The sequence below is a fragment of the Corynebacterium sp. ES2775-CONJ genome (genome assembly GCF_024814515.1).
Classification (GTDB): Bacteria; Actinomycetota; Actinomycetes; order Mycobacteriales; family Mycobacteriaceae; genus Corynebacterium.
Genome location: NZ_JANUXT010000003.1, coordinates 35,018 through 54,719 on the forward strand (window position 1 = coordinate 35,018; position 19,702 = coordinate 54,719).

Sequence of the window (19,702 nt, forward strand, 5' to 3'; positions counted from 1 at the left end):
ATTAGCCAAAGAGGGCTTGGGCGGTGCGATACCGGCCGGCTGGAACAGCTTTCAAACTGCCAACTGCTTCTTGCAAATCGATGAGCTCGATATGTTCTCCATGCAGAGCCACACACTTACCAAAGTTTCCGTTGTGGCAAGCACGAGCTGCATGAACGCCATAGCGAGTGGCAAGAACTCGGTCAAAGGCGGTGGGAGTACCGCCGCGTTGAATATGTCCCAACACCGAGGTGCGAACATCGTGTCCCAGACGTTTTTTGATTTCCTCACCGATCACATGACCGATGCCATTAAAGGTCTTGTGACCAAATTGATCCTCTTCACCCTCATCAAAATTCAGGGTGCCTTCCTTGGGCAGTGCACCTTCAGCAACCACAATAATGCCGTACTTTTCGCCCATTTGGAAGCGACGTTCCATTGCCTTGCAGATTTCCGCAATATCAAAAGGAACCTCAGGTATCACAATATAGTGAGCGCCACCAGCCATACCTGCGTGCAAGGCAATCCAACCGACATGCCGACCCATAACCTCCACGATCATCACGCGGTTGTGCGATTCTGCGGTAGTGTGCAAACGGTCAATCGAGTCTGTTGCTACTGATACTGCCGTATCAAAACCAAAGGTGAAATCGGTTCCGTTGACGTCGTTGTCGATTGTTTTAGGGACACCTACAACAGGGATCCCGTTATCTGCGAGCCACTGAGCGCCCTTCAAGGTTCCCTCGCCACCGATGGGTACGAGAGCATCGATCCCTGCGTCAGCGAGATTTGCCTTGATCTGGTCAACCCCACTCTTGAAACGGTCAGGGTGCAGTCGGCCGGTACCAAGTATGGTACCGCCACGTAAGAGAATACGATCGATACTTTCATCGTCGTAAAGCTGCACACGGCGATCTTCCATGAGGCCTACCCAACCATCTTGATAGCCCACTACTGTGGAGCCGTACTCGGTGGCGGTACGAACGATTCCTCGAATAACAGCATTCAGGCCGGGGCAGTCGCCGCCGGAGGTTAAAGTGGCAATACGCATGATTGTTATCCTAGCTTATACTTGAAAAAATGTCCGATCGGTAAAAATGGGCATTGTGGTGTTGAGCTGGTCTTTCCTAGAGTTGTGAGTTTTCTCGCACACGAGCATTCTTTTTCGCTGACGGGTCGTTGAATTGGATTACGGCTAGCAGGCCAAAAGCCAGCGCGATGACGGCTGCAATCATGGAAAAACCCATAGCGTCTTTGACCGAAGCAGAATGCGCCATACCGTGCTGCATTAAGGCGCCGATCATGGCGGTCCCAACCACTGAACCCACCTGACGGGTCGTATTATATACCCCTGAAGCTGCTCCTAGCTGCGAAACAGGAAGGTCTCGCAGGGCGGTGGCGGAATTAGGCGACCACACGAAACCATTTCCAAAACCAAGCAAAACCACAGGAAGCAACAACCACCAGTAGCTCCATCCTTCGCGCATAACGACAAACAGCGCACAGGCAGCACAGAGCATACAGCTAAACCCAATAGTAGAGAGGATTCGTGGATGAAGCCGATCCGATAACCTGCCGACAAAAGGAGCCAAAACGCCCGCTAGAACGGACATGGGAATGAGCATAAAACCCGCATCTTGCGCGCTTAATTGGTGCCCGTCTTGGAGGTAAATCATCATAGGGAGCATCACACCCCCAACCGCAAAAGCCATGGTCGATATGGAGAAAGCGGCAAGGGAAAAATTCTTGTCCTTGAAAATTTCCAAAGGAACGAGAGCATCCTCGGCGCGAGCAGCCACATCAGCCTGACGTCGAATAAAATACCCGATACCTAGCAGTCCGATGGCGAGAAGGATCCACAACCACCAGGGCCACCCGAGCTCGGGACCCTGCTGAACCGCAAAAATGAAACAGGACATAGCGACTATTGCCACAACAACACTTACGGTGTCTATTGCCTTAGCGGTTCGCGGGAGCTTTGGAACCCAGTAATAAACCGCAATAATCGAAGGAATTCCGAGAGGGATATTCGCCAGAAAAATCCACTGCCATCCCACACTGCTGACTAAGACTCCGCCGAGAATTGGGCCAAGCAAAGTGGCAAGTCCTGCAACCGCACCCCAAACCCCGAGGGCCGCACCACGTCGATCGCGCGGAAAAATCCGGTTAACCACACTCATTGTTTGGGGTGTCATAATAGCCGCCCCGATCCCTTGGAAAGCGCGCGCTACAATGAGAATGTCAATCGAGGGAGCCAGTCCACAAGCCAGCGAGCTTGCCGTGAAGATAGACATACCCGTGATATACATCCGACGCTGTCCATATCGGTCACCTAAGCGTCCGGTAACAAGGATAGGGACCGCGAAGAAGAGTAAATAAATACTCGATACCCACACCACTTGATTGAGCGTGGCACCCAGTTCGGCTTGGATTTCAGGGGTGGCAACGGCAACGATTGTTTGGTCAAGTAAAATCATAAAGAAGCCAATACACAAGGCTGCCAGCGCCCGCCATGCCTGCTTCTCACTTATATCAGTCACCGGTACGATCCTACTACGCTATTTTGCTCGGGTGCAGCACTCGCGCTCCATAAACGGCAGCCCATAAAGCAACAATGAGCCAAATTCCCGCAACCGCTGTGGCAAGAACATAGATGGTCGTGAATTCCAGGAAAAATGCTGCGGCTGATAATCCCATGGGTTGAGTTAATAAGGCAATGGCACCGAGGAGCGAAAACGCTCGCCCTCGCACGTGCTCGGCGGCATTCTCGGTGATGATGACCGCTTGCAGAGGATTAATTAATCCGCCGCCAATTCCGGCAATAGCAGTCCCCGCGATCACGACCCATTCCCACTGTAGGACTGACATCATAGAAAACCCAATGCTGTAACTGAGAAGAGCAATACTCCACGGGCAGAACTTATTTTTGGAAGAGATTGTAGTACTTAGAACACCGCCGGCCATCATCCCAATAGCGAAACTCGAAAGCACCATGCCCATACCGAGAGGATTCTCGGTGGCCTGAAAGTGGGCTGGAACCACAATAATGATATAAGGCATGACTAAGATTTGAGAGATACCACTGGTGATAGCAAGCAATCGTATAGGCCCGCTTTTTAACAGGTTGGTCCATGCTCGCCAGCCCTGCAGAGGATTGTCTGAGGTTTCTGCTGCCTCTTGACTGGGTTTCAAACGCAGCGACCACGTCACCAGCGCGGCTAAGAAAGAACATAACGCGGTAATCCACAGAACTTGAGTGATAGGGAACGCTGCAATAAGTACACCGGCAAGTGCTGGACCAACAAGAAAGGTCATCGCGCCCACCGTCTGACTAGCACCCGCTAACCACTTCAAGGTGCGTTGAGAGGTTTGAGCGACATCTCCCAGGAGGGCACTACGCGCGGCGTAACCTGGGACGTCGCCGATTGCCCCAAAGATCCCTATAATCACGAACCACCATATATTAAGCCCCAAAAGTTGATCAACGATGATCACGCTCACGATGCTTAAAGCAGAAATGGTGTCGGAGATTACGCTCATACGTTTCCGGCCAAAGGTATCGATGAGTTGGCCGCCGACAACGGAAAACACCACCGAGGGAATAGCAATGAGAGCGGCCACCAGTGCAGCGGAAGCCGGATCTCCCGTGCGTACGAGGACTAGCCATGGCCACACAGTCCCAGCAATGGAGTTGCCAAAATTGGATAAGGCGGCTGATAGGAGGTAAACCCATACGGTATTTTTTGGAGAGCGCGTCAACTGAGGCAACTGTATACCCTTTCCCCGGTACTAGCTTTGCAGCACAGCTTAGCCGAATCTGAGGTATAGCAAAGTAGGGGGTGAAAAACCGCCTCGTCACAGACAGAGGCGGTTGACTGTAGAGCAAAATCAGCGGCTACTAGCCGACGAAGAACTCCTTACCAGGAACAGAATCTGGCAAATCAAGCTTGGGAGTCAGGTTCGAAGCAGGAACGAGGTCAAATTTTTCCAAGCCCTTCCGTACGTGCTCAGCAGCATCGATATTGAGCGGGCCGGAGGTCCACATCGCATACGGCAGGTTGATAAAGCGGTTTTCCTTGACAGCTGGGAGATCCTTGGTCACTGGGTGCTCCTTGAGGATCTTCACCTTCTCATCGAATTCTTGTCCTGGATATTCCACGAAAACGAAGAAATCTGGGGATTTCGCGGACATTTGCTCCCAGCTCACAGTGGTCCATGTGTTGTCAATATCAGCGGCTGCATTTTCGGAGCCAGCAGCCTCAAGGATGGCTTGCGGAGCACCGAACCGGCCAGAGGTAAAGATGGTGTCACTGCCAGAATCGAAAAGGAAGCCTACAGGGGTCTTCTCAGCCTTCGCGGCGTTTTCCAATTTATTCAGGCGGGAGTTGATATCGGCAACGACCTTATCGGCGTTCTCCTTGTGTCCAGTGATGGCGGCGATATTCTTGATATCGGTGGTCACAGCGGTCCAGGGGTCAACGATACCGCGGTCGCCATCCTCTTGGCGGCATGATTCCGTGAGGAAATACGAGTCGATGCCTTGCTCTTTGAGTGCCTCTGGAGTGATATTTTTACCCTCACTGAAGCCGTAGCCCCACCCAGCTACATAAATATCAGGTTGCTTGGATACGATCTCTTCGAGAGACGGGTACTGCTCAGCCACATCAACTAAGCCATCGACCTCCTCACCGTATTTGGCCCTGAGAATATCCATATCGCGCTGGACAGACGAGACATATTTGATATTCTCGCGAGCACCAGCCGACATGACGATGGAGATGATATTGCCGTCGTTGACGAATAGATTGTCGGCCTTCGAGAAGGTCACCTCTTCGCCGCAGTTAGTAACAGTGACTCCTTCGCCTTCAGCTGCCTTAGTCATTTGGCTGTCGGCAGCGCCCGAGGTGGCAGGGTTAACGGCCTGCTCATTATTTGCGCAGCCAGTTAAAACGAAGGCGCTAATCACTAGGGCGCCGATGCTCTTGTTATTCCAGATATTTTTCATTAGGTTTTCTTTCTCCAGCCCTTCTGAGCTGGGTCGTACTGGTGCAGAATCTATCAGAGAGAATCCACAACTAGATGGGGGTGTTCTGTTGTCTCAAAATCGAATACAAAAGCTGAGACATCAAAGACCTGTCTTAAGGTTTGCGAATTTAGTACCTCGACAGGAGTCCCTGCAACCAAGATCCCGCCCTCATGGAGCACCACAACTTGATCGCAGTATGCAACCGCAAGATCGAGATCGTGAATAGTAGCAAGAATGGTTAATCCCGAGTTCTTCAATAACTGCAGGAGATGGTGCTGGTGGTGAACATCAAGGTGATTGGTCGGCTCATCCAGGATCATCATGGGTGCCTGCTGAGCTAGCCCTCTTGCGATCAGAGCTAATCGACGCTGACCGCCAGATAGCTGCTCACAGCGGCGCTCCGCAAGGCCGACCATATCCACCATGTCTAAACATGATTCAATAATCGTCTGCTCTTTTCTGCCGCCAATTTGCCAGCTCTTTAGATGCGGCATACGCCCCATAGCTACCATCTCATGAACGGTGAGATCACCCAACGGAACCTCATCCTGCCCGATGAAACTGAGAGCTTGGGCTCGCTTTTTTGACGGCATACGGTGGATATCGTGTCCGTCGAGGTGCACATGGCCAGATAGAACCGGAGTGATGCCCGCAATAGCGCGAAGCAGTGTCGATTTACCTGCACCGTTGACTCCTACGAGTGCTGTGAAGGATCCATTCGCCACCCTAAAGGAAGCATCGTGAACAACCGACCTTTGATTAAATCCCGCAGCAACGTTTTTAACTTCAAGTAAGGTCATGATGCACTCCCAAAGGTATAGCGACCGCGACTCATGAGAATCAGGAATATTGGTGCGCCAATCACACCGGTCACCACACCGAGCGGAATTTCTTGTGGAGCGGCGGCGATACGCGCTAACACATCAACCCAAAGGAGAAACAGCCCACCCATCGCCATCGCAATGGGTAGCAATCGACGGTGCAGAGAGCCCACCACCATTCGGGCAAGGTGTGGAATAACCAAGCCAACGAATCCGATGCCGCCAGCAACAGCGACCATCGATCCCACCAACAGGGCTTGGAGGAAAAAAAGTAAACGCCTAAGCTGTGGCACCTTTACCCCCAAAGCACTAGCGGTGTCAGGGCCTGAAGCTAAAGCATCGAGATCATTAGCGCATAAGCTGAGGATGAGGTAGCTGATAACAACGACTACGACCGGAATCAGCAGCTTATCCCACTGTCCGCCTGAGACTGAGCCTAGCATCCAGAACATTACTCCTTGAGCGGCACGGGGATCTGGTCCCCAAAAAACGAGGAAGCTTGCCAGGGCAGAAAAAGCCGACGAAAGTACAACACCAGTAAGTATCAGGCGCAAAGGGGTCAGACCTCCTTGGGCTAGAGTGATGGTGTATACGCTGACGGTAGCAACGAGGGCGCCAATCAGAGCACCCACCGAGAGCGAGTAGAGACCGAAGGAAGAGAATATTCCCCATGTGATAACCGCAGTTGCTCCCACTGAAGCGCCAGAGGAAACGCCAAGAAGATAGGGATCTGCGAGAGGATTGCGCACCAGAGTCTGCATGGCCACACCTGCTAGCGCCAAACCGGCGCCCACGATGATAGCTAGCAGGCCTCGAGGGGCGCGAAGCTCCCACACAACCGCATCAAGTGCTGGGTCATCTCCCATTCCACCTGCGAGGTGGGCCATCACTACGTTTCGAACATCTGCTGCGGGATATTCAACCGCACCAAAGGTTAAGGAAAGCACAAAACTCACCGCTGTAAAACCCAGCAAGGTGAGAAAGAGAACGGGTGTGAGCCACCGAAACTTTAGCACTAACGAACCTCTATTATTCCAAAAAAAGCGGTAGCAAAGCAGCTTGTCTAGATACTTGTTACTAACGCTAGCTTTCTAATGAAAGCTCAGCGGTAATGGTAGCTCATATACCTGACGTAACGTAACTGAAAGGTGAAAATGTTATCTAAACAATAAAAAAGACTAATCTCTTTACCCCCGTTTTTCCCGGTATCCACTACCACCATTGATTGTGATAAATCGCCTAAGCAAGCTCTCCCCTAATACGCTTCTTAACTGTACGAGCAGCAGTTATTACGATTGCCGACACATCTGGCTTATTCCCCGGGTTTCACACGCCGACTGACTCATTCCCCGTCTCCTACAGAACCCCCGATACCCTCTGGTTTGTGGACTGCGCAGCGAAAGCTCTGACAGCCAACCGTTTCATTGGCGATGCCATTTTATCCGCTAAATGCATATCAAATAACAAACTAAAATCACTAAATTAAGGCATGGGTGAAACAGGAAATAGGTTGGACCTTTTTTAAGCTCAGCCCCCAAGATGAATCTTGAGACTATTTGAGTCCATGTTCGGCACCGAAATAAAATTACTCGAAGCTAAAAGGGGTGGGAAAAACTTCGAGATCATATTCCCTCAGCGTCGAGGCTTTCCTCAAAAAAGGTGCGACGACGATAACCTATTTCCTGTTTCATCAAAAGGTGCGTCAGCAGGGAGGAGGCAGCATTTTCCGCGCATCACAAGCGCCTGTCGATCGTTTGGTCCCGGAGGAAGCCTGACAAAACTTTTCCGGCTGACAGTGACCTCAATACGATCGACTGACTCACTTTTCTGCTACTGCCCCACGGTTCTGCGTGGCGCGTGCACTTAGGAGCATTATGGCGATAGGTGTACCGGCCCTTTTGACGGAGGGCTGATCGAACCTAAGGCACTATAACGGACCTGCTATGCCGGAAAGATCCTCGTAGTATCAGCATCTACCTAGAACGCGAGGCGATTACTAACGGTCACGAGCTGATCGGTCTTCGGACTTCGCGGATCAACCCTCATTACCCTCTCACCTTCCCAGCCATGGAATTGGCCAGTGGTTGCTATAAATAACTCGAGAGTAGGAAGTCCCCGCTCACCGCTGCGCGTCAGTCCCCAGAATCTCACTGGGTGTTCCCATGGGAAAATTCCCATCAGCTCACTTCGAAGTGCTAGTAATTAGTTTAGCAGTGTGTTTTGGCAATTAAAAGCCCGCCGGTAAAATCCGGCGGGCTTTTAATTGCCAGTCCCCCTATCAGGAACGACCTTGTTCGAATGCCGCTCCGACATGGTAAAGACGGTCATCAGCAAAAGCGGGGGCCATCAACTGCAAGCCCACCGGCAGCTGGGTATCGGTGGCCAATCCTGCTGGGACCGACATGCCACACAAACCAGCAAGATTTAGAGGCAGGGTGCACAAATCAAAGTTGTACATTGCCATTGGATCGGAGACCTTCTCCCCCAGTTTGAAGGCGGTGGTAGGCGTGGTGGGGGAAATCAGCACGTCGCACTGCTCAAAAGCGCGCGCGAAATCTTGGGCGATGAGCGTTCGCACACGCTGCGCCTGCAGGTAATAGGCATCGTAATAACCTACTGAGAGTGCATAAGTTCCAAGAATGATGCGCCTCTTGACTTCGGGCCCGAAGCCTTCGGCACGCGTTAGAGACATCACCTCTTCCGCGGAGCGTTGCCCGTCATCACCGGCTCTCAAGCCATAGCGCATGCCATCAAAGCGGGCAAGGTTCGAGGACACTTCACACGGCAGAATGAGGTAGTAGGCTGCGAGTGCATCATCGAAATGGGGGCAATCGACCTCCACGATATCAGCACCTTGGGATTGTAGCTGCTCCACAGACCGGTGGAATTGCTGCAATACACCATCTTGGTAGCCTTCCCGGTCGAATTGCTTGACCACACCAAGCCGCACGCCGGTTAAGTCGCCACTCTGACCCCGTCGTGCAGCCTCAACAACAGGCGCAACAGAGCGGTTCACGCTTGTCGCATCAAATCGGTCATAACCTGCAATAATCTCATGGAGAAGAGCTGTGTCCAGTACCGTGCGCGCGGTCGGGCCGCCCTGATCCAGAGACGATGCGCATGCCACTAGACCATAACGCGAGACCGTACCATAGGTTGGTTTCACGCCTACTGTGCTGGTCAAAGCTGCGGGCTGCCTAATTGATCCACCTGTATCAGTTCCAATAGCCAAAGGAGCCTCACCAGACGCTAAGGCAGCAGCTGAGCCACCTCCGGAGCCACCGGCAGTGCGCTCCAAATCCCACGGATTATGGGTAGGACCGTAGGCGGAATTTTCCGTGGACGAGCCCATGGCAAATTCGTCCATATTTGTTTTACCTAAAATTGGGATTCCAGCTGCTCGAATCTTAGACGTTACCGTGGCATCGTACGGCGATATATACCCTTCAAGTATCTTTGAAGCGCAGGTCGTAGGAGCGTCAGTGGTGGTAAATACATCCTTAAGTGCCAATGGCACACCTGCTAGTGCAGAGGCGGGTTGCTCCCCGCGGTCGAGAGCTTCATCAACTTTTTCCGCCGCCTCAAGAGCTTGCTGAGCTCCAATATGAAGGAAAGCGTGGATGTCGTCATCAATGTCAGCAATACGATCAAGATGAGCTTGGGTCACCTCTACCGAGGAGACTTCGCGGGAGTGAATTTTCTCTGCTAGCTCTGCCGCCGAGAGCTTAACGAGCTCTGGGGCAGATTCAGAATTCCATATATATTTACTGGTCATGCTAGTTTACTCTCCCAAAATCTGAGGTACGACGAAACGCTGCTCGGCAACCTTGGGCGCCTGGTCCAGAGCTTGCTCCGCGGTTAATGTGGGCTCTACTCTGTCCTCCCGCATCCGCGTTGGAATTGAGTGCGGATGACTCATCGGCTCAACTCCCTCAACCGAGACCTTTTGAACCGCGGAAACATTAGCCACGATACTGTCGATCTGCTCTGCAAACCGATCCAATTCTTCATCTGTTAGAGCCAAGCGGGCGAGCTTAGCCAGGTGAGCAACTTCATTGCGCGAAATATCAGGCACTGTTAGTCGTATCCTTACTGCAGTCAATTCGATGTTCACTACCTCGATTTGGATGGTGAACATATAGGTGTAACCACCATCTTAGGGCACCTATCGAACGTGGAGCTATTCCATGCCAAATCTTCGCTCCTCACTCGCGCGGTAACGCGGATGCCCAGCGATCGTCACACCTAAGCGTCATGAGCCGCCATGGAGACACAATGAGCACCGCGCTATCAGGTGGGTGCATCATAGTTTTGCAACTAGGCGCGTTTCTGAGATCTAGAGGGTCTAGAGGGTCCAGAGGAGTTCAAGGGGTTGCCCCAATCGTGGTGGCTGGTAATTGCCGAAACGCGCTGGAGCGCTACGGAGCATAGGAGCCCCGAGAGTCTAAGATAGGAAGTCTGGCCTTTCGTTAGCCCTCAGTCATGGATCCTTCATGAGAAGTAAAGGTCAGTACTCTAAGAAAGGCTGTGATACTCGGTGAAGTACTTAATCCGCGTCTTGCTTCCCGATACTCCCGGTAGCCTGGGACTACTCGCAGAGGCTATTGGATTAATCGATGGCAATATCAAATCGGTCGATGTCATAGAAACACTCCCCGATGGTACCGCCATGGATGATATGGTAGTCCATCTGCCTGGTCATGCCATGGCCGATACCCTCATTTCGGCTGCCACCTCGGTCCCAGGCGTCGAAGTAGACTCCATTCGGCCTTTTTCCGGAACTGTCGATCGACGCGGTCAAATTGCCATGCTCGCAGCCGTGGCAGGTGCGTCCTCTCACTCTGACACTATTGCCGCCCTCGTGGATCGGATCCCCCAGGCCATCACCTCGAGTTGGGCCATCCTCCTCCAAGATGGCAGTCCTGTGAGCCGAGTGACCGCATCCGATGCCGCACCCGGCGACGATGGCTCCGCACCTTCGCAGCTTAATATTCCCAAGGCGCGCATTCTCAACCCTGAAGAAGAAGCCTGGATTCCGGAGTCGTGGTCCTTGCTCGACTCTTCTCTCGCAGCGGCACCCCTAGGCCACTCTGGACTCGTCCTTATCATCGGCAGAGTAGGCGGACCCGATTATTTACCGGGAGAGGTAGAACATATGGGTAATTTTGGCACGATCCTATCCAGGATGCTTCAAGACTAGAAGAACCACGAAGCATGCCCGCGGCCCGAGCTGACCACGGGCATACTTTAGCTTCGATGCCTAGTCAGCAGTGCCCGCAGCATTTCCGATGTTCCCAGTTTCAATGAGCTCACGGAACTCCTCTTCGTTGAGAATCCGTAAACCTAAGTCGCGAGCCTTCGTTTCCTTAGACCCTGCGTTGGCCCCCACGACAACGTAATCAGTCTTTCTAGATACAGAGCCACTGGCTTTGCCACCACGAGCAATAATCGCCTCCTTCACGGAATCACGGGTATACCCCTCCAAGGTGCCCGTTACCACGACGGTTAAACCAGCTAGCGTTTGTGGCAGCTCCTCGCGAGCATTCTCTTCCATGGTAACCCCGCTAGCGGCCCATCTGTCGACGATATCCTGGTGCCAATCAACCTCGAACCATTCCTTAAAGCTCTGCGCAATAATGGTTCCTACGCCTGGGGTTTCGGCAAGGTCCTCGATATCCGCGGCACGGGCGGCAGCCATGCTGCGATACCTATTCGCTATCGCGCGCGCCGCGATCGGTCCCACGTGACGAATTGACAGGGCCACGATGACCCTCCACAATTCGGTATGCTTGGCGCTCTCAAGATTCTTGAGCAGTTTCCGGGCACTAGCGTTGATAGTTCCCTTCTTGGTGGTATAGACGCCCGTTCGTTCGAGATCCTCAGCAGTTAAATCGAAAAGCCCGGCCTCATCGTTGAGAACTTTGGAGGCTATGAGATCCTGGGCACCCTTTTCACCTAGCGCTTCGATATCAAAGGCTCCGCGTCCACCTATATAACTCAGGCGGGCTGACAGCTGTGCAGGGCATGAACGAGTATTGGGGCAGCGCCAATCGGCGTCGTCTTCTTTTTGCGGCGCGAGGACTGTACCGCAACTCGGACAATACGTGGGAAAAACGAAGTCGTATTCACTTCCGTCACGGTCCTCCACCACTGGGCCTAAGACTTCTGGAATGATCTCTCCTGCTTTACGCACGACTACGGTATCACCGATCAGAACGCCTTTGCGCTTAACCTCCGTCTGGTTGTGCAATGTGGCCATAGAAACCGTCGATCCGGCCACGAAAACTGGTTCCATAATGGCAAAAGGTGTAACTCGGCCGGTACGTCCCACTGAGGCCCTTATGTCAAGGAGCTTAGTTGTAACTTCTTCTGGAGGGTATTTGTAGGCGATGGCCCAGCGTGGCGCTCTAGAGGTTGCTCCCAGTTGGGCCTGTTGAGCGCGTGAATTCACCTTGATGACAAGGCCATCCATCTCATGAAGTGCATCACCTCGGTGTTTTTCCCAGTAGCTCACCCGTTGGTGCACTTCCGCCGAACTGGTAACCACTTGTGAGTATTTGGACACTGGTAATCCCCAAGCATCGAGGGCTTCGTAGGCTGCTGACTGTGTAACAGGCTCAAAACCCTCGCTGTAGCCAATGCCGTGGCAAAGGAGCCTCAGTCTGCGGCGCTTCACGGCCTCAACGTCCTTCTGACGCAGCGATCCAGCGGCCGCATTACGAGGATTGGCGAATGGCTTACCACCATCCTTTTGCCGTTGTTCGTTAACGAGCCCGAAATCCTCAACAGCGATAAAGACTTCGCCGCGCACTTCCACAACGTCTGGAATGGGGAACTCGGGGTGCTCGTGGAGTCGGTGCGGGATATCTTCGATGACCTTGGCGTTCTCTGTCACGTCTTCTCCCACGCGCCCGTCCCCTCTCGTAGCTGCGCGTTCTAGAACACCACGGCGGTAGACGAGCGCAAGCGATAGCCCATCGATTTTCAGTTCGGTAATATAGTCATCAGCTGGGGTTTTCTTAAGCCACTCGTCGAGTTCCTCAGCGTTGAAGACATTGTCCAAGCTAGTCATCTTCTCCAGATGCTCAACGTTTTCAAAGCTAGATTCTTTTACTGGTGAACCAACTTGAGCACTAGGGCTATCCGGCGTTTTTAACTGCGGATGCGCTTCTTCCAGGGCGAGTAATTCTTGAAAAAGTCGGTCGAATTCTTGATCACTTATCTTCGGAGAGCCTTGATAGTAGAGATCCCGGTGATCGGTGATCGTGGCCGCCAATTTTTGCCACTGCTGATAGATATCGCTGTAGTCCGACTCTTTACTCGTCTCACTTGTCATAGCCTTAGAGTGTAGTAATAATTCCGTACTTTCGTCATCCACCTCACAGCTTTGGTGTCGCGACTGTGATCTACACTGATAGGGACAAAACCTGGGTGGCTCATCGACTTTGATGAAGGTCTCCCCCTCATCCTCCCCTGGAAGGTATCTTTATGGACGCGCTTCTTCACCCCTTCGACCCGCAAAAAGTCATCAGCTTTGATCTCGAGACCACGTCTGCGCAGCCCTTCGAGGCGCGAATAGTAACGTCTGCGCTCATCACCATCGATACCGATGGCGCCCACCCGTATGAGATGTTGGCGGACCCAGGAGTGGACATACCGGAGGAAGCAACCAACGTGCACGGAATCTCTACCGACTATGCGCGTACCCACGGCCGCCCCCACAATGACGTACTCAATGAGACTATTGCCACGATCACTAAGGGCTGGGAGCAGGGATATACACTTATTGTTTTTAATGCCGCCTATGATCTCTCCGTCTTGCACCACCTCGACCCGAGTTTTCTCATCAATGGTCCCGTTTTTGATCCCTATGTGATCGACAAAACCTTAGATCGCTACCGTAAGGGCCGCCGGACTTTGACAGATCTTTGTGAATTTTATGGGGTCAAAATTGATAATGCTCACGAAGCCACCGCAGACGCTCTAGCGGCTGCTCGTATTGCGTGGAAACAAGCAAAGCACACGTTCAAGACCGATATCTCCGATCGATCCATGGAAGAATTGATGGAGTTCCAAGCTGTGGGATATCACGAGATTCAAAGTTCTCTCGCGCGCTATCTCCAAGGTGAGGGCAAGGATGCAGACGAAGTCAATACCTCGTGGCCCGTGCAGGTGCGCAGAGCACACACATAAGGAAGCTATTAGAGGTCACTGCCAGCATATTCTAAAATCTGCGCTACCTTTCGCACTCGTTCGAGGGTGTGCGCGGCATCCGGCTGACTACCCTCACTCAGGTCGCCGGTGTGGGTAATCGAGAGGCGTTCGAGCAGCAGGCAGCGATCAATGGCCCACTCATCTGCAAGCCGGATGACTCGCTGGGCTAAATCTGTTTCTGACTCATATGGCTTTTTTGGGTTGACGGCGCCAAGCGCTAGCGGCATGCCTGAGGCAACTGCTTCGCCGCAGGCATCGAGGATCTCAGCGGTACATAGTGAATCGATATCAGCCATGAGCCCGGGAAACTGAGCGTGCTGGACAATCTGAAAGTCTTCGCGAGAGCGCAGGTATAGCCACGTATTATCGTTGGGCAGCACAGAAACACAGTGCGCCAACCGAGGCGCGAGGTCCTCCATGTTCATCGCTGGGATTCGATCAAAGTCACTCGTTCCTGGAAGCGTTCCGCGCATGAGGTCCTTCACGTCCGGCTCATAAATGGCGAGCGTTACCCGTTTTCCAAAGCGTTTCTTTAGGTCGAGTATATGCTGCTGCACCCCAGCGGCGAAGAGCGTAAAAATCTCCTCCACTGCTCCGCGATCGGTAATGGCGCGATGTCCCCGAGGCAGCTCTATCCTGCTCGCCAGTGACCATGGGCCCATGACGTGACAGTGGATATCCCCTCGACCCCAGAATTCCACTAATTGGTCCAGATCCCTTTCCCTCATATCGAATAGGCGCCTACTGATCTGCTGCGGCCGGGCACTAAGCCGCCATGAGCGGGGTCCGATATCGACAGGCAGTTCTTCGATGACGGCCATGGTGTGTCCAACCAGATCAGCACCAAGGCCTCGTTGCACGAGCCGTGGAATCGCTCGCAGGCTCCCCGTTTCGCTGGAGATTATATCGGCAGCACTTTCAAGGTCTGTTCCTGGGAACTCGCCGCGTGCAAAAGCATCCATTAGTTCTTCGTCCCAGAAATTGTGCCGGAGCCCAAGACAATATCTCCGCCAGGGTCGGGTCGATAGATGACAGCCGCTTGCCCGCGCGCCACACCGCTAAGAGGATGATGAAGGTCGATGGTCATGGTATCGCGTTCGCGATCGATAACAACAGTGCACGGTACGACCGAACCGTGAGCGCGAACTTGAACTTCAGCCTCAAATTCACCAGTCATATCAGGATGCAGGTATTTGAGGCGATCAGCTGTGATAGTGCGGACCTCGAGATCTTTTCTGGCACCTACTGTCACTGTCCCGGTTGCCGCATCAATATCAGTGACATATCGGGGTTGACCATCAGCAGCTGGTTCCTTGATATCGAGACCTTTTCTTTGACCAATAGTATAATTCCATGCCCCGTCGTGGCTGCGCAGCTCTCGGCCCTCGGTGTCAACAATCATCCCTGGCCTGAGGCCGATGCGCGCTCCTAAGAAGGCTTGGGTGTTTCCGTCGGGAATAAAACAGATATCGTAGGAGTCCGGCTTGGTTGCCACCGAGAAACCCAATGTTGCTGCCTCTTGTCTAATGTCGGGTTTAATCGTATCGCCGACAGGAAACATGCAATGTGCGATTTCCTTCGCCCCGAGTACACCTAAAACATAGGACTGGTCCTTTTGCGGATCGATCCCGCGGCGGAGATATCCATCGCCGCCGTCACCAACTTGCGTCAACTGAGCGTAGTGTCCGGTAACCACGGCGTCGAATCCTAGCGCAATCCCGCGTTCGAGGAGGGCCTCAAATTTGATTTTTTCGTTACATCTTAAGCAGGGGTTAGGGGTTTCGCCGCGCTCATAGGAGTCCACAAAATCGTCGATAACCTCGGTCTTGAAGCGGTCAGAGAAGTCCCACACGTAGAAGGGAATACCGAGTTTATCGCATACCCGGCGCGCATCGGCTGAATCTTCAAGAGAGCAGCATCCGCGGGAGGATTCGCGCACGGACTTCGGATCGCGAGAAAGAGCAAGGTGAACGCCGATGACCTCGTGGCCGGCTTGTACTGCGCGGGCGGCGGCGACGGCGGAATCAACGCCACCGCTCATTGCTGCAAGAACTCTCATAAGCCCCTCTCTTCTTTCGAGCGTCGATGATAATGCGAGTCTACTACTCTAGTATTAGAGCACTGTGGGCCGAAAACAACGATTATCACATCTAAACAAGAAGACTCCCGATAAGTCCGAGCTGGCTGGAATTTATCCTACGTCCTCGGGAAGCGTGGAGGTGCGAGCAGACAGTTTCAGCCCGGGCGACTGGGAGGTTTTAGTCAACGGGGTTCCGTCTTCTCATATCAGCCAAGACCCTCTCCGCCTTGAATATGAGTATATGCGGTGGATTGTGGCTGCAATTGAGCCGTGGGTGGAGAACTGCCTGGATCCGCAGAAGTTGCGGGTGACGCACCTAGGAGGTGGGGCATGTTCGCTGGCAAGGTATATGGTGGCACGGTATCCGGCGTCCCGAAATACTGTGGTGGAAATCGATGGAGATTTAGCTCGTATGGTGCGCGAGTGGTTTGATCTGCCCCGCAGCCCCCAGTTGAAAATTCGAGTGGGCGATGCTCGTACTGTGACTGATTCCTTTGTCGATCGCTCGCGAGACATCATCATTCGAGACGTATTCGCCGGTGATCAAACTCCTTCATCTCTTAGAACTATTGAGTTTTTCCATCAGGTGGCTGCCTCCCTAGACTCCAGCGGTCTGTACTGCGCAAATTGCGGAGACCACTCCGATCTCAGTCTAGCTAAATCGGAATTGAAAACTATGGGAGAGATTTTTCCCTACCGCGCGGCGATTGCCGATCCTGCGATGCTGAAAGGGCGACGCTATGGGAATATGATTTTACTCGCTTCTTCTTCTCCCCTGCCTTTACGTGATCAGGCACCTCATATGACAAAGATGCTGTTGCGCGGTGCGGTTCCAGCTCAATATAAGGATGAGGAGTGGGTTAAGCAATTTTGTGCCAGCGGTAAGATTCTGCATGACTGATCATAGCGGGCAAGCAATGGCGACGATTGTAGTTAGATAAAGGCTGCTATTCTAAGTGCACTAAGATTTCCAACCAGGTTGTCCCTCTCGCAAGGAGCGTTATGAGTAAATCGTCCGTAGGTCTTACAGCGATCAGTTTTTTAGTTGCGAGCTTGGTAGCTCATCCAGCTCTCAGTCACGCAGAAGACTCATCTTTTACTGCTGCTGACAACCTCGTGTCAGCCGAAGTTTTAGGTACGGAGACCCTCAGGGATGAGATCGCCGCACCCTCACAGACAGAACTCTCCATCGCAGAAGAAGATCCTGCAGAAGCCGTTCCGGTGGCTTTATCGCAATTGACGGTGATGCGTCCAGAAGATCGCCCCGCTGATGCCGAGTTCAACGATGATCGTTTCCGGCAACGGATTGATTATTTCAACCAGCGCCACGGTGATGATCGAATTGTGGAGATTCAGGCGACCTCACCGTCTATGAATAATCGTAGTATTCCGTTGGTGGTTATTAAGGCTAAAGACCCCAATCGACCGATTCTCTATTTGCTCAATGGTGCCGGTGGCGGTGAGCAACGTGTGACGTGGGTAAGTAATACTCAAGCGCTCGATTTTTACTGGAAAAAGAATATCAATGTGGTCATCCCGATGCGTGGTGCCTTTTCCTATTATGTGGATTGGCTGAAGGAACCCCAAGGCGATACCTATCTCAAGGGGCCGCAGCGCTGGGAGACCTTCCTTACTAAAGAATTACCTGGCCCTTTAGAGGCAGAACTGGAGGCTGACAGTCAGCGCCGGGGCATCGTAGGTATGAGTATGTCTGCGACCTCGTCGCTACTACTAGCCGAGCGCAATCCCGATTTCTATGATGTAGTCGGTTCATATTCTGGCTGCGCTGCTACATCGAAGCCGCTACCAGCCCTATGGGCTCAATTCACCGTGAACCGCGACGGGGAGAGCCCAGCGTCAATATGGGGCCCTTTGGGATCCGAGCGCAACAAGGCCCATGATGCTTTGATCCAAGCTCCTGGACTTCGCGATAAAACGATCTATATCTCCAATGGTTCGGGCCTAGTTTCCGCAAGCGAGGTATTTAGCTCTTTTGTTAATTCCAAGACAAGTACCCCGGAGCAAAGCACGGAAGCCTTGGGAGGGTCTGCCGAAGTGACGGTATCCGGTGGAGTGATCGAGGCTGCAACCAATTCATGCACTCATGATCTTAAAGCGAAACTAGATCACCTGGGGATCCCGGCGACCTATAATTTCCGCAATACAGGCGTCCACACCTGGTCCTACTGGGTCCGTGATATGGAGGATTCCTGGCCCACCTACGCTAAAGGGTTCGGCATCGACAACGAGGAGGTATTACCCCACGCATTCCGGATGCGCGCAACCGACGAAGACAGCAATACAGACAGCGACGAGAATCTGGCCCCGAGCGAGACTAGATCAACCCTGACTGAAGCTGACCTCAACCAACTTCCTTTCGAATAAAGAAACTGCCTGCTTACAGAGCAGGCAGTTTTTCTACGTGGACGCCATTCCAGCGGCTCGCGCTCGTTCGACTACCTTAGGCAGCGCCGCTAAAAGCGTATCGACGTCATCCTCGGTGGTGGTATAGCCCAAGGTAATGCGTAGGGTTCCCCTCGCTGTAGCGTCATCGAGGCCCTGGGCCAGCAGCACCCGCGAAGCACGGTTAACTCCGTTGGCACAGGCGGACCCGGTTGAAGCAGCGATATTCATCGCGTCGAGAAGCATGATGAGGCTATCCCCCTCACAGCCGGGAAAAGAGAAATTTATATGGCTCGATAAGGAGAGCTCCGGAGTATTGATCAGCACGTCATCAACGGTGTCGGAAACTGTGCGAAGCACTTTCTCCTTCAACCGTTCCAAGCGCCTATTTTCTGCGTCGATGTCCGCGACTGCCTCCTCCAGCGCGCGTGCAAGAGCCCACGCTCCAGCAACGTCCACGGTCCCTGACCGTAGCCCTCGCTCTTGACCCCCTCCATGGAAAAGTGGACGTGGAGCGGGGTTGCGTTTCACTAACAGCACTCCGACACCTCGGGGCCCACCGAATTTGTGTCCGGACACAGCCAGCGAACTAGCCCCCAGCGCCGCGAAATCGATGGGGATTTTGCCTGCCACCTGGACAGCATCAATATGGACCGGGGTACCAGTAGCGGCAGCTCCGGCAATGAGGCTCGATATTGGTTGTATCGCGCCAGTTTCATTATTGGCCCACATGAAACTAGCCACCGCCGCGGGTTGGTCGAGAGCGTCGTGGGCATCATGGATAAAGCCGCTACGGTCGGCTGGGAGTAGCTCGAGGTGTGCTCCTCTGCTTGCCTCGAGATGGCGTACGGTATCATAAACAGCAGCGTGCTCTATGTCGGAACTAATCACTCGAGGGTGGGTGGCACCCCGCGCCTCGTAGTAGCCTTGAATCGCGAGATTGTCTGCTTCGGTGCCGCTAGCTGTGAAAACAACCTCAATGGGTTCTGCACCTAAGAGACTGGCTACGAGTTCGCGGGCATCGTCGAGCACACTTCGAGCCTGTCGCCCTGCCCCATACTGGCCGGCTGGATTCAGGTAGGTGCTCGCCTCCAGCCATGCACTTTTGGTGACCGCGCGCATCGGTGTTGTGGCGGCATGGTCAAGGTATACCAAGGCTTCTCCCTCCTAATTGCAGCG

Annotated in this window: 16 protein-coding genes and 1 riboswitch; of the genes, 4 read left to right on the plus strand and 12 right to left on the minus strand. The window is 53.1% G+C overall.

Annotation, left to right across the window (positions count from 1 at the left end; translation table 11 throughout):
- Position 1 precedes the first annotated feature (1 nt).
- From NXT01_RS04175 to gatC, 8 genes are all read right to left on the minus strand, one after another.
- Complete coding sequence (locus NXT01_RS04175; protein ID WP_259077915.1) at positions 2-1,030, minus strand: ATP-dependent 6-phosphofructokinase; 1,029 nt, start codon at positions 1,028-1,030, stop codon at positions 2-4.
- A gap of 76 nt (positions 1,031-1,106) precedes the next feature.
- A complete protein-coding gene (locus NXT01_RS04180) occupies positions 1,107-2,519 on the minus strand; it encodes a DHA2 family efflux MFS transporter permease subunit (protein ID WP_259077921.1) in 1,413 nt (470 codons plus the stop codon).
- Between the two features lie 13 nt (positions 2,520-2,532).
- On the minus strand, positions 2,533-3,738 hold the full coding sequence (locus tag NXT01_RS04185) for an MFS transporter (protein WP_259077922.1): 1,206 nt from the start codon (positions 3,736-3,738) through the stop codon (positions 2,533-2,535).
- 139 nt (positions 3,739-3,877) lie between these two features.
- A complete protein-coding gene (locus NXT01_RS04190) occupies positions 3,878-4,984 on the minus strand; it encodes an ABC transporter substrate-binding protein (RefSeq protein ID WP_259077924.1) in 1,107 nt (368 codons plus the stop codon).
- Positions 4,985-5,037: 53 nt separating this feature from the next.
- Positions 5,038-5,805: an ABC transporter ATP-binding protein gene (locus NXT01_RS04195; RefSeq protein WP_259077926.1), complete on the minus strand. Its 768-nt coding sequence runs from the start codon at positions 5,803-5,805 to the stop codon at positions 5,038-5,040.
- Positions 5,802-6,842: an iron ABC transporter permease gene (locus tag NXT01_RS04200; RefSeq protein WP_259077928.1), complete on the minus strand. Its 1,041-nt coding sequence runs from the start codon at positions 6,840-6,842 to the stop codon at positions 5,802-5,804. Before NXT01_RS04200 ends, NXT01_RS04195 begins: the two co-directional genes overlap by 4 nt.
- Before the next feature lie 978 nt (positions 6,843-7,820).
- A riboswitch (cobalamin riboswitch) is annotated at positions 7,821-8,023 on the minus strand.
- Positions 8,024-8,104: 81 nt separating this feature from the next.
- Positions 8,105-9,601: an Asp-tRNA(Asn)/Glu-tRNA(Gln) amidotransferase subunit GatA gene (gatA, locus tag NXT01_RS04205; RefSeq protein WP_259077930.1), complete on the minus strand. Its 1,497-nt coding sequence runs from the start codon at positions 9,599-9,601 to the stop codon at positions 8,105-8,107.
- Between the two features lie 6 nt (positions 9,602-9,607).
- Positions 9,608-9,901 carry an Asp-tRNA(Asn)/Glu-tRNA(Gln) amidotransferase subunit GatC gene (gatC, locus tag NXT01_RS04210; RefSeq protein ID WP_259077932.1) on the minus strand — a complete coding sequence of 98 codons (294 nt, stop codon included), beginning with the start codon at positions 9,899-9,901 and terminating at the stop codon, positions 9,608-9,610.
- Positions 9,902-10,363: 462 nt separating this feature from the next.
- Here gatC and NXT01_RS04215 point away from each other — a divergent pair, with 462 nt between their 5' ends.
- Positions 10,364-11,026: an amino acid-binding ACT domain protein gene (locus tag NXT01_RS04215; RefSeq protein ID WP_259077934.1), complete on the plus strand. Its 663-nt coding sequence runs from the start codon at positions 10,364-10,366 to the stop codon at positions 11,024-11,026.
- A gap of 60 nt (positions 11,027-11,086) precedes the next feature.
- Here the strand turns inward: NXT01_RS04215 and ligA are convergent, their stop codons facing one another.
- Positions 11,087-13,162, minus strand: coding sequence for an NAD-dependent DNA ligase LigA (ligA, locus tag NXT01_RS04220; protein ID WP_259077936.1), 2,076 nt, complete (start codon positions 13,160-13,162; stop codon positions 11,087-11,089).
- 152 nt (positions 13,163-13,314) lie between these two features.
- Here ligA and NXT01_RS04225 point away from each other — a divergent pair, with 152 nt between their 5' ends.
- On the plus strand, positions 13,315-14,019 hold the full coding sequence (locus NXT01_RS04225) for an exonuclease domain-containing protein (RefSeq protein WP_259077939.1): 705 nt from the start codon (positions 13,315-13,317) through the stop codon (positions 14,017-14,019).
- 8 nt (positions 14,020-14,027) lie between these two features.
- Here NXT01_RS04225 and NXT01_RS04230 read toward each other — a convergent pair whose 3' ends face one another.
- Together NXT01_RS04230 and mnmA are read right to left on the minus strand one after the other, a co-directional pair.
- Positions 14,028-15,002 carry a hypothetical protein gene (locus NXT01_RS04230; protein WP_259077941.1) on the minus strand — a complete coding sequence of 325 codons (975 nt, stop codon included), beginning with the start codon at positions 15,000-15,002 and terminating at the stop codon, positions 14,028-14,030.
- A complete protein-coding gene (gene mnmA / locus NXT01_RS04235) occupies positions 15,002-16,099 on the minus strand; it encodes a tRNA 2-thiouridine(34) synthase MnmA (protein WP_259077943.1) in 1,098 nt (365 codons plus the stop codon). The genes NXT01_RS04230 and mnmA overlap by 1 nt, the downstream gene beginning before the upstream one ends.
- Before the next feature lie 64 nt (positions 16,100-16,163).
- On the opposite strand from mnmA, the gene NXT01_RS04240 reads away from it, so the two are divergent.
- Entirely contained in the window at positions 16,164-17,021 is an 858-nt protein-coding gene (locus NXT01_RS04240) for a spermidine synthase (RefSeq protein ID WP_396124730.1), read from the plus strand.
- Positions 17,022-17,122: 101 nt separating this feature from the next.
- Positions 17,123-18,505 carry an alpha/beta hydrolase family protein gene (locus NXT01_RS04245; protein ID WP_259077945.1) on the plus strand — a complete coding sequence of 461 codons (1,383 nt, stop codon included), beginning with the start codon at positions 17,123-17,125 and terminating at the stop codon, positions 18,503-18,505.
- 33 nt (positions 18,506-18,538) lie between these two features.
- On the opposite strand, the gene NXT01_RS04250 is transcribed toward NXT01_RS04245, so the two are convergent.
- Positions 18,539-19,678, minus strand: a complete 1,140-nt coding sequence (locus NXT01_RS04250; protein ID WP_259077947.1) for a cysteine desulfurase family protein — start codon at positions 19,676-19,678, stop codon at positions 18,539-18,541.
- Positions 19,679-19,702 lie beyond the last annotated feature (24 nt).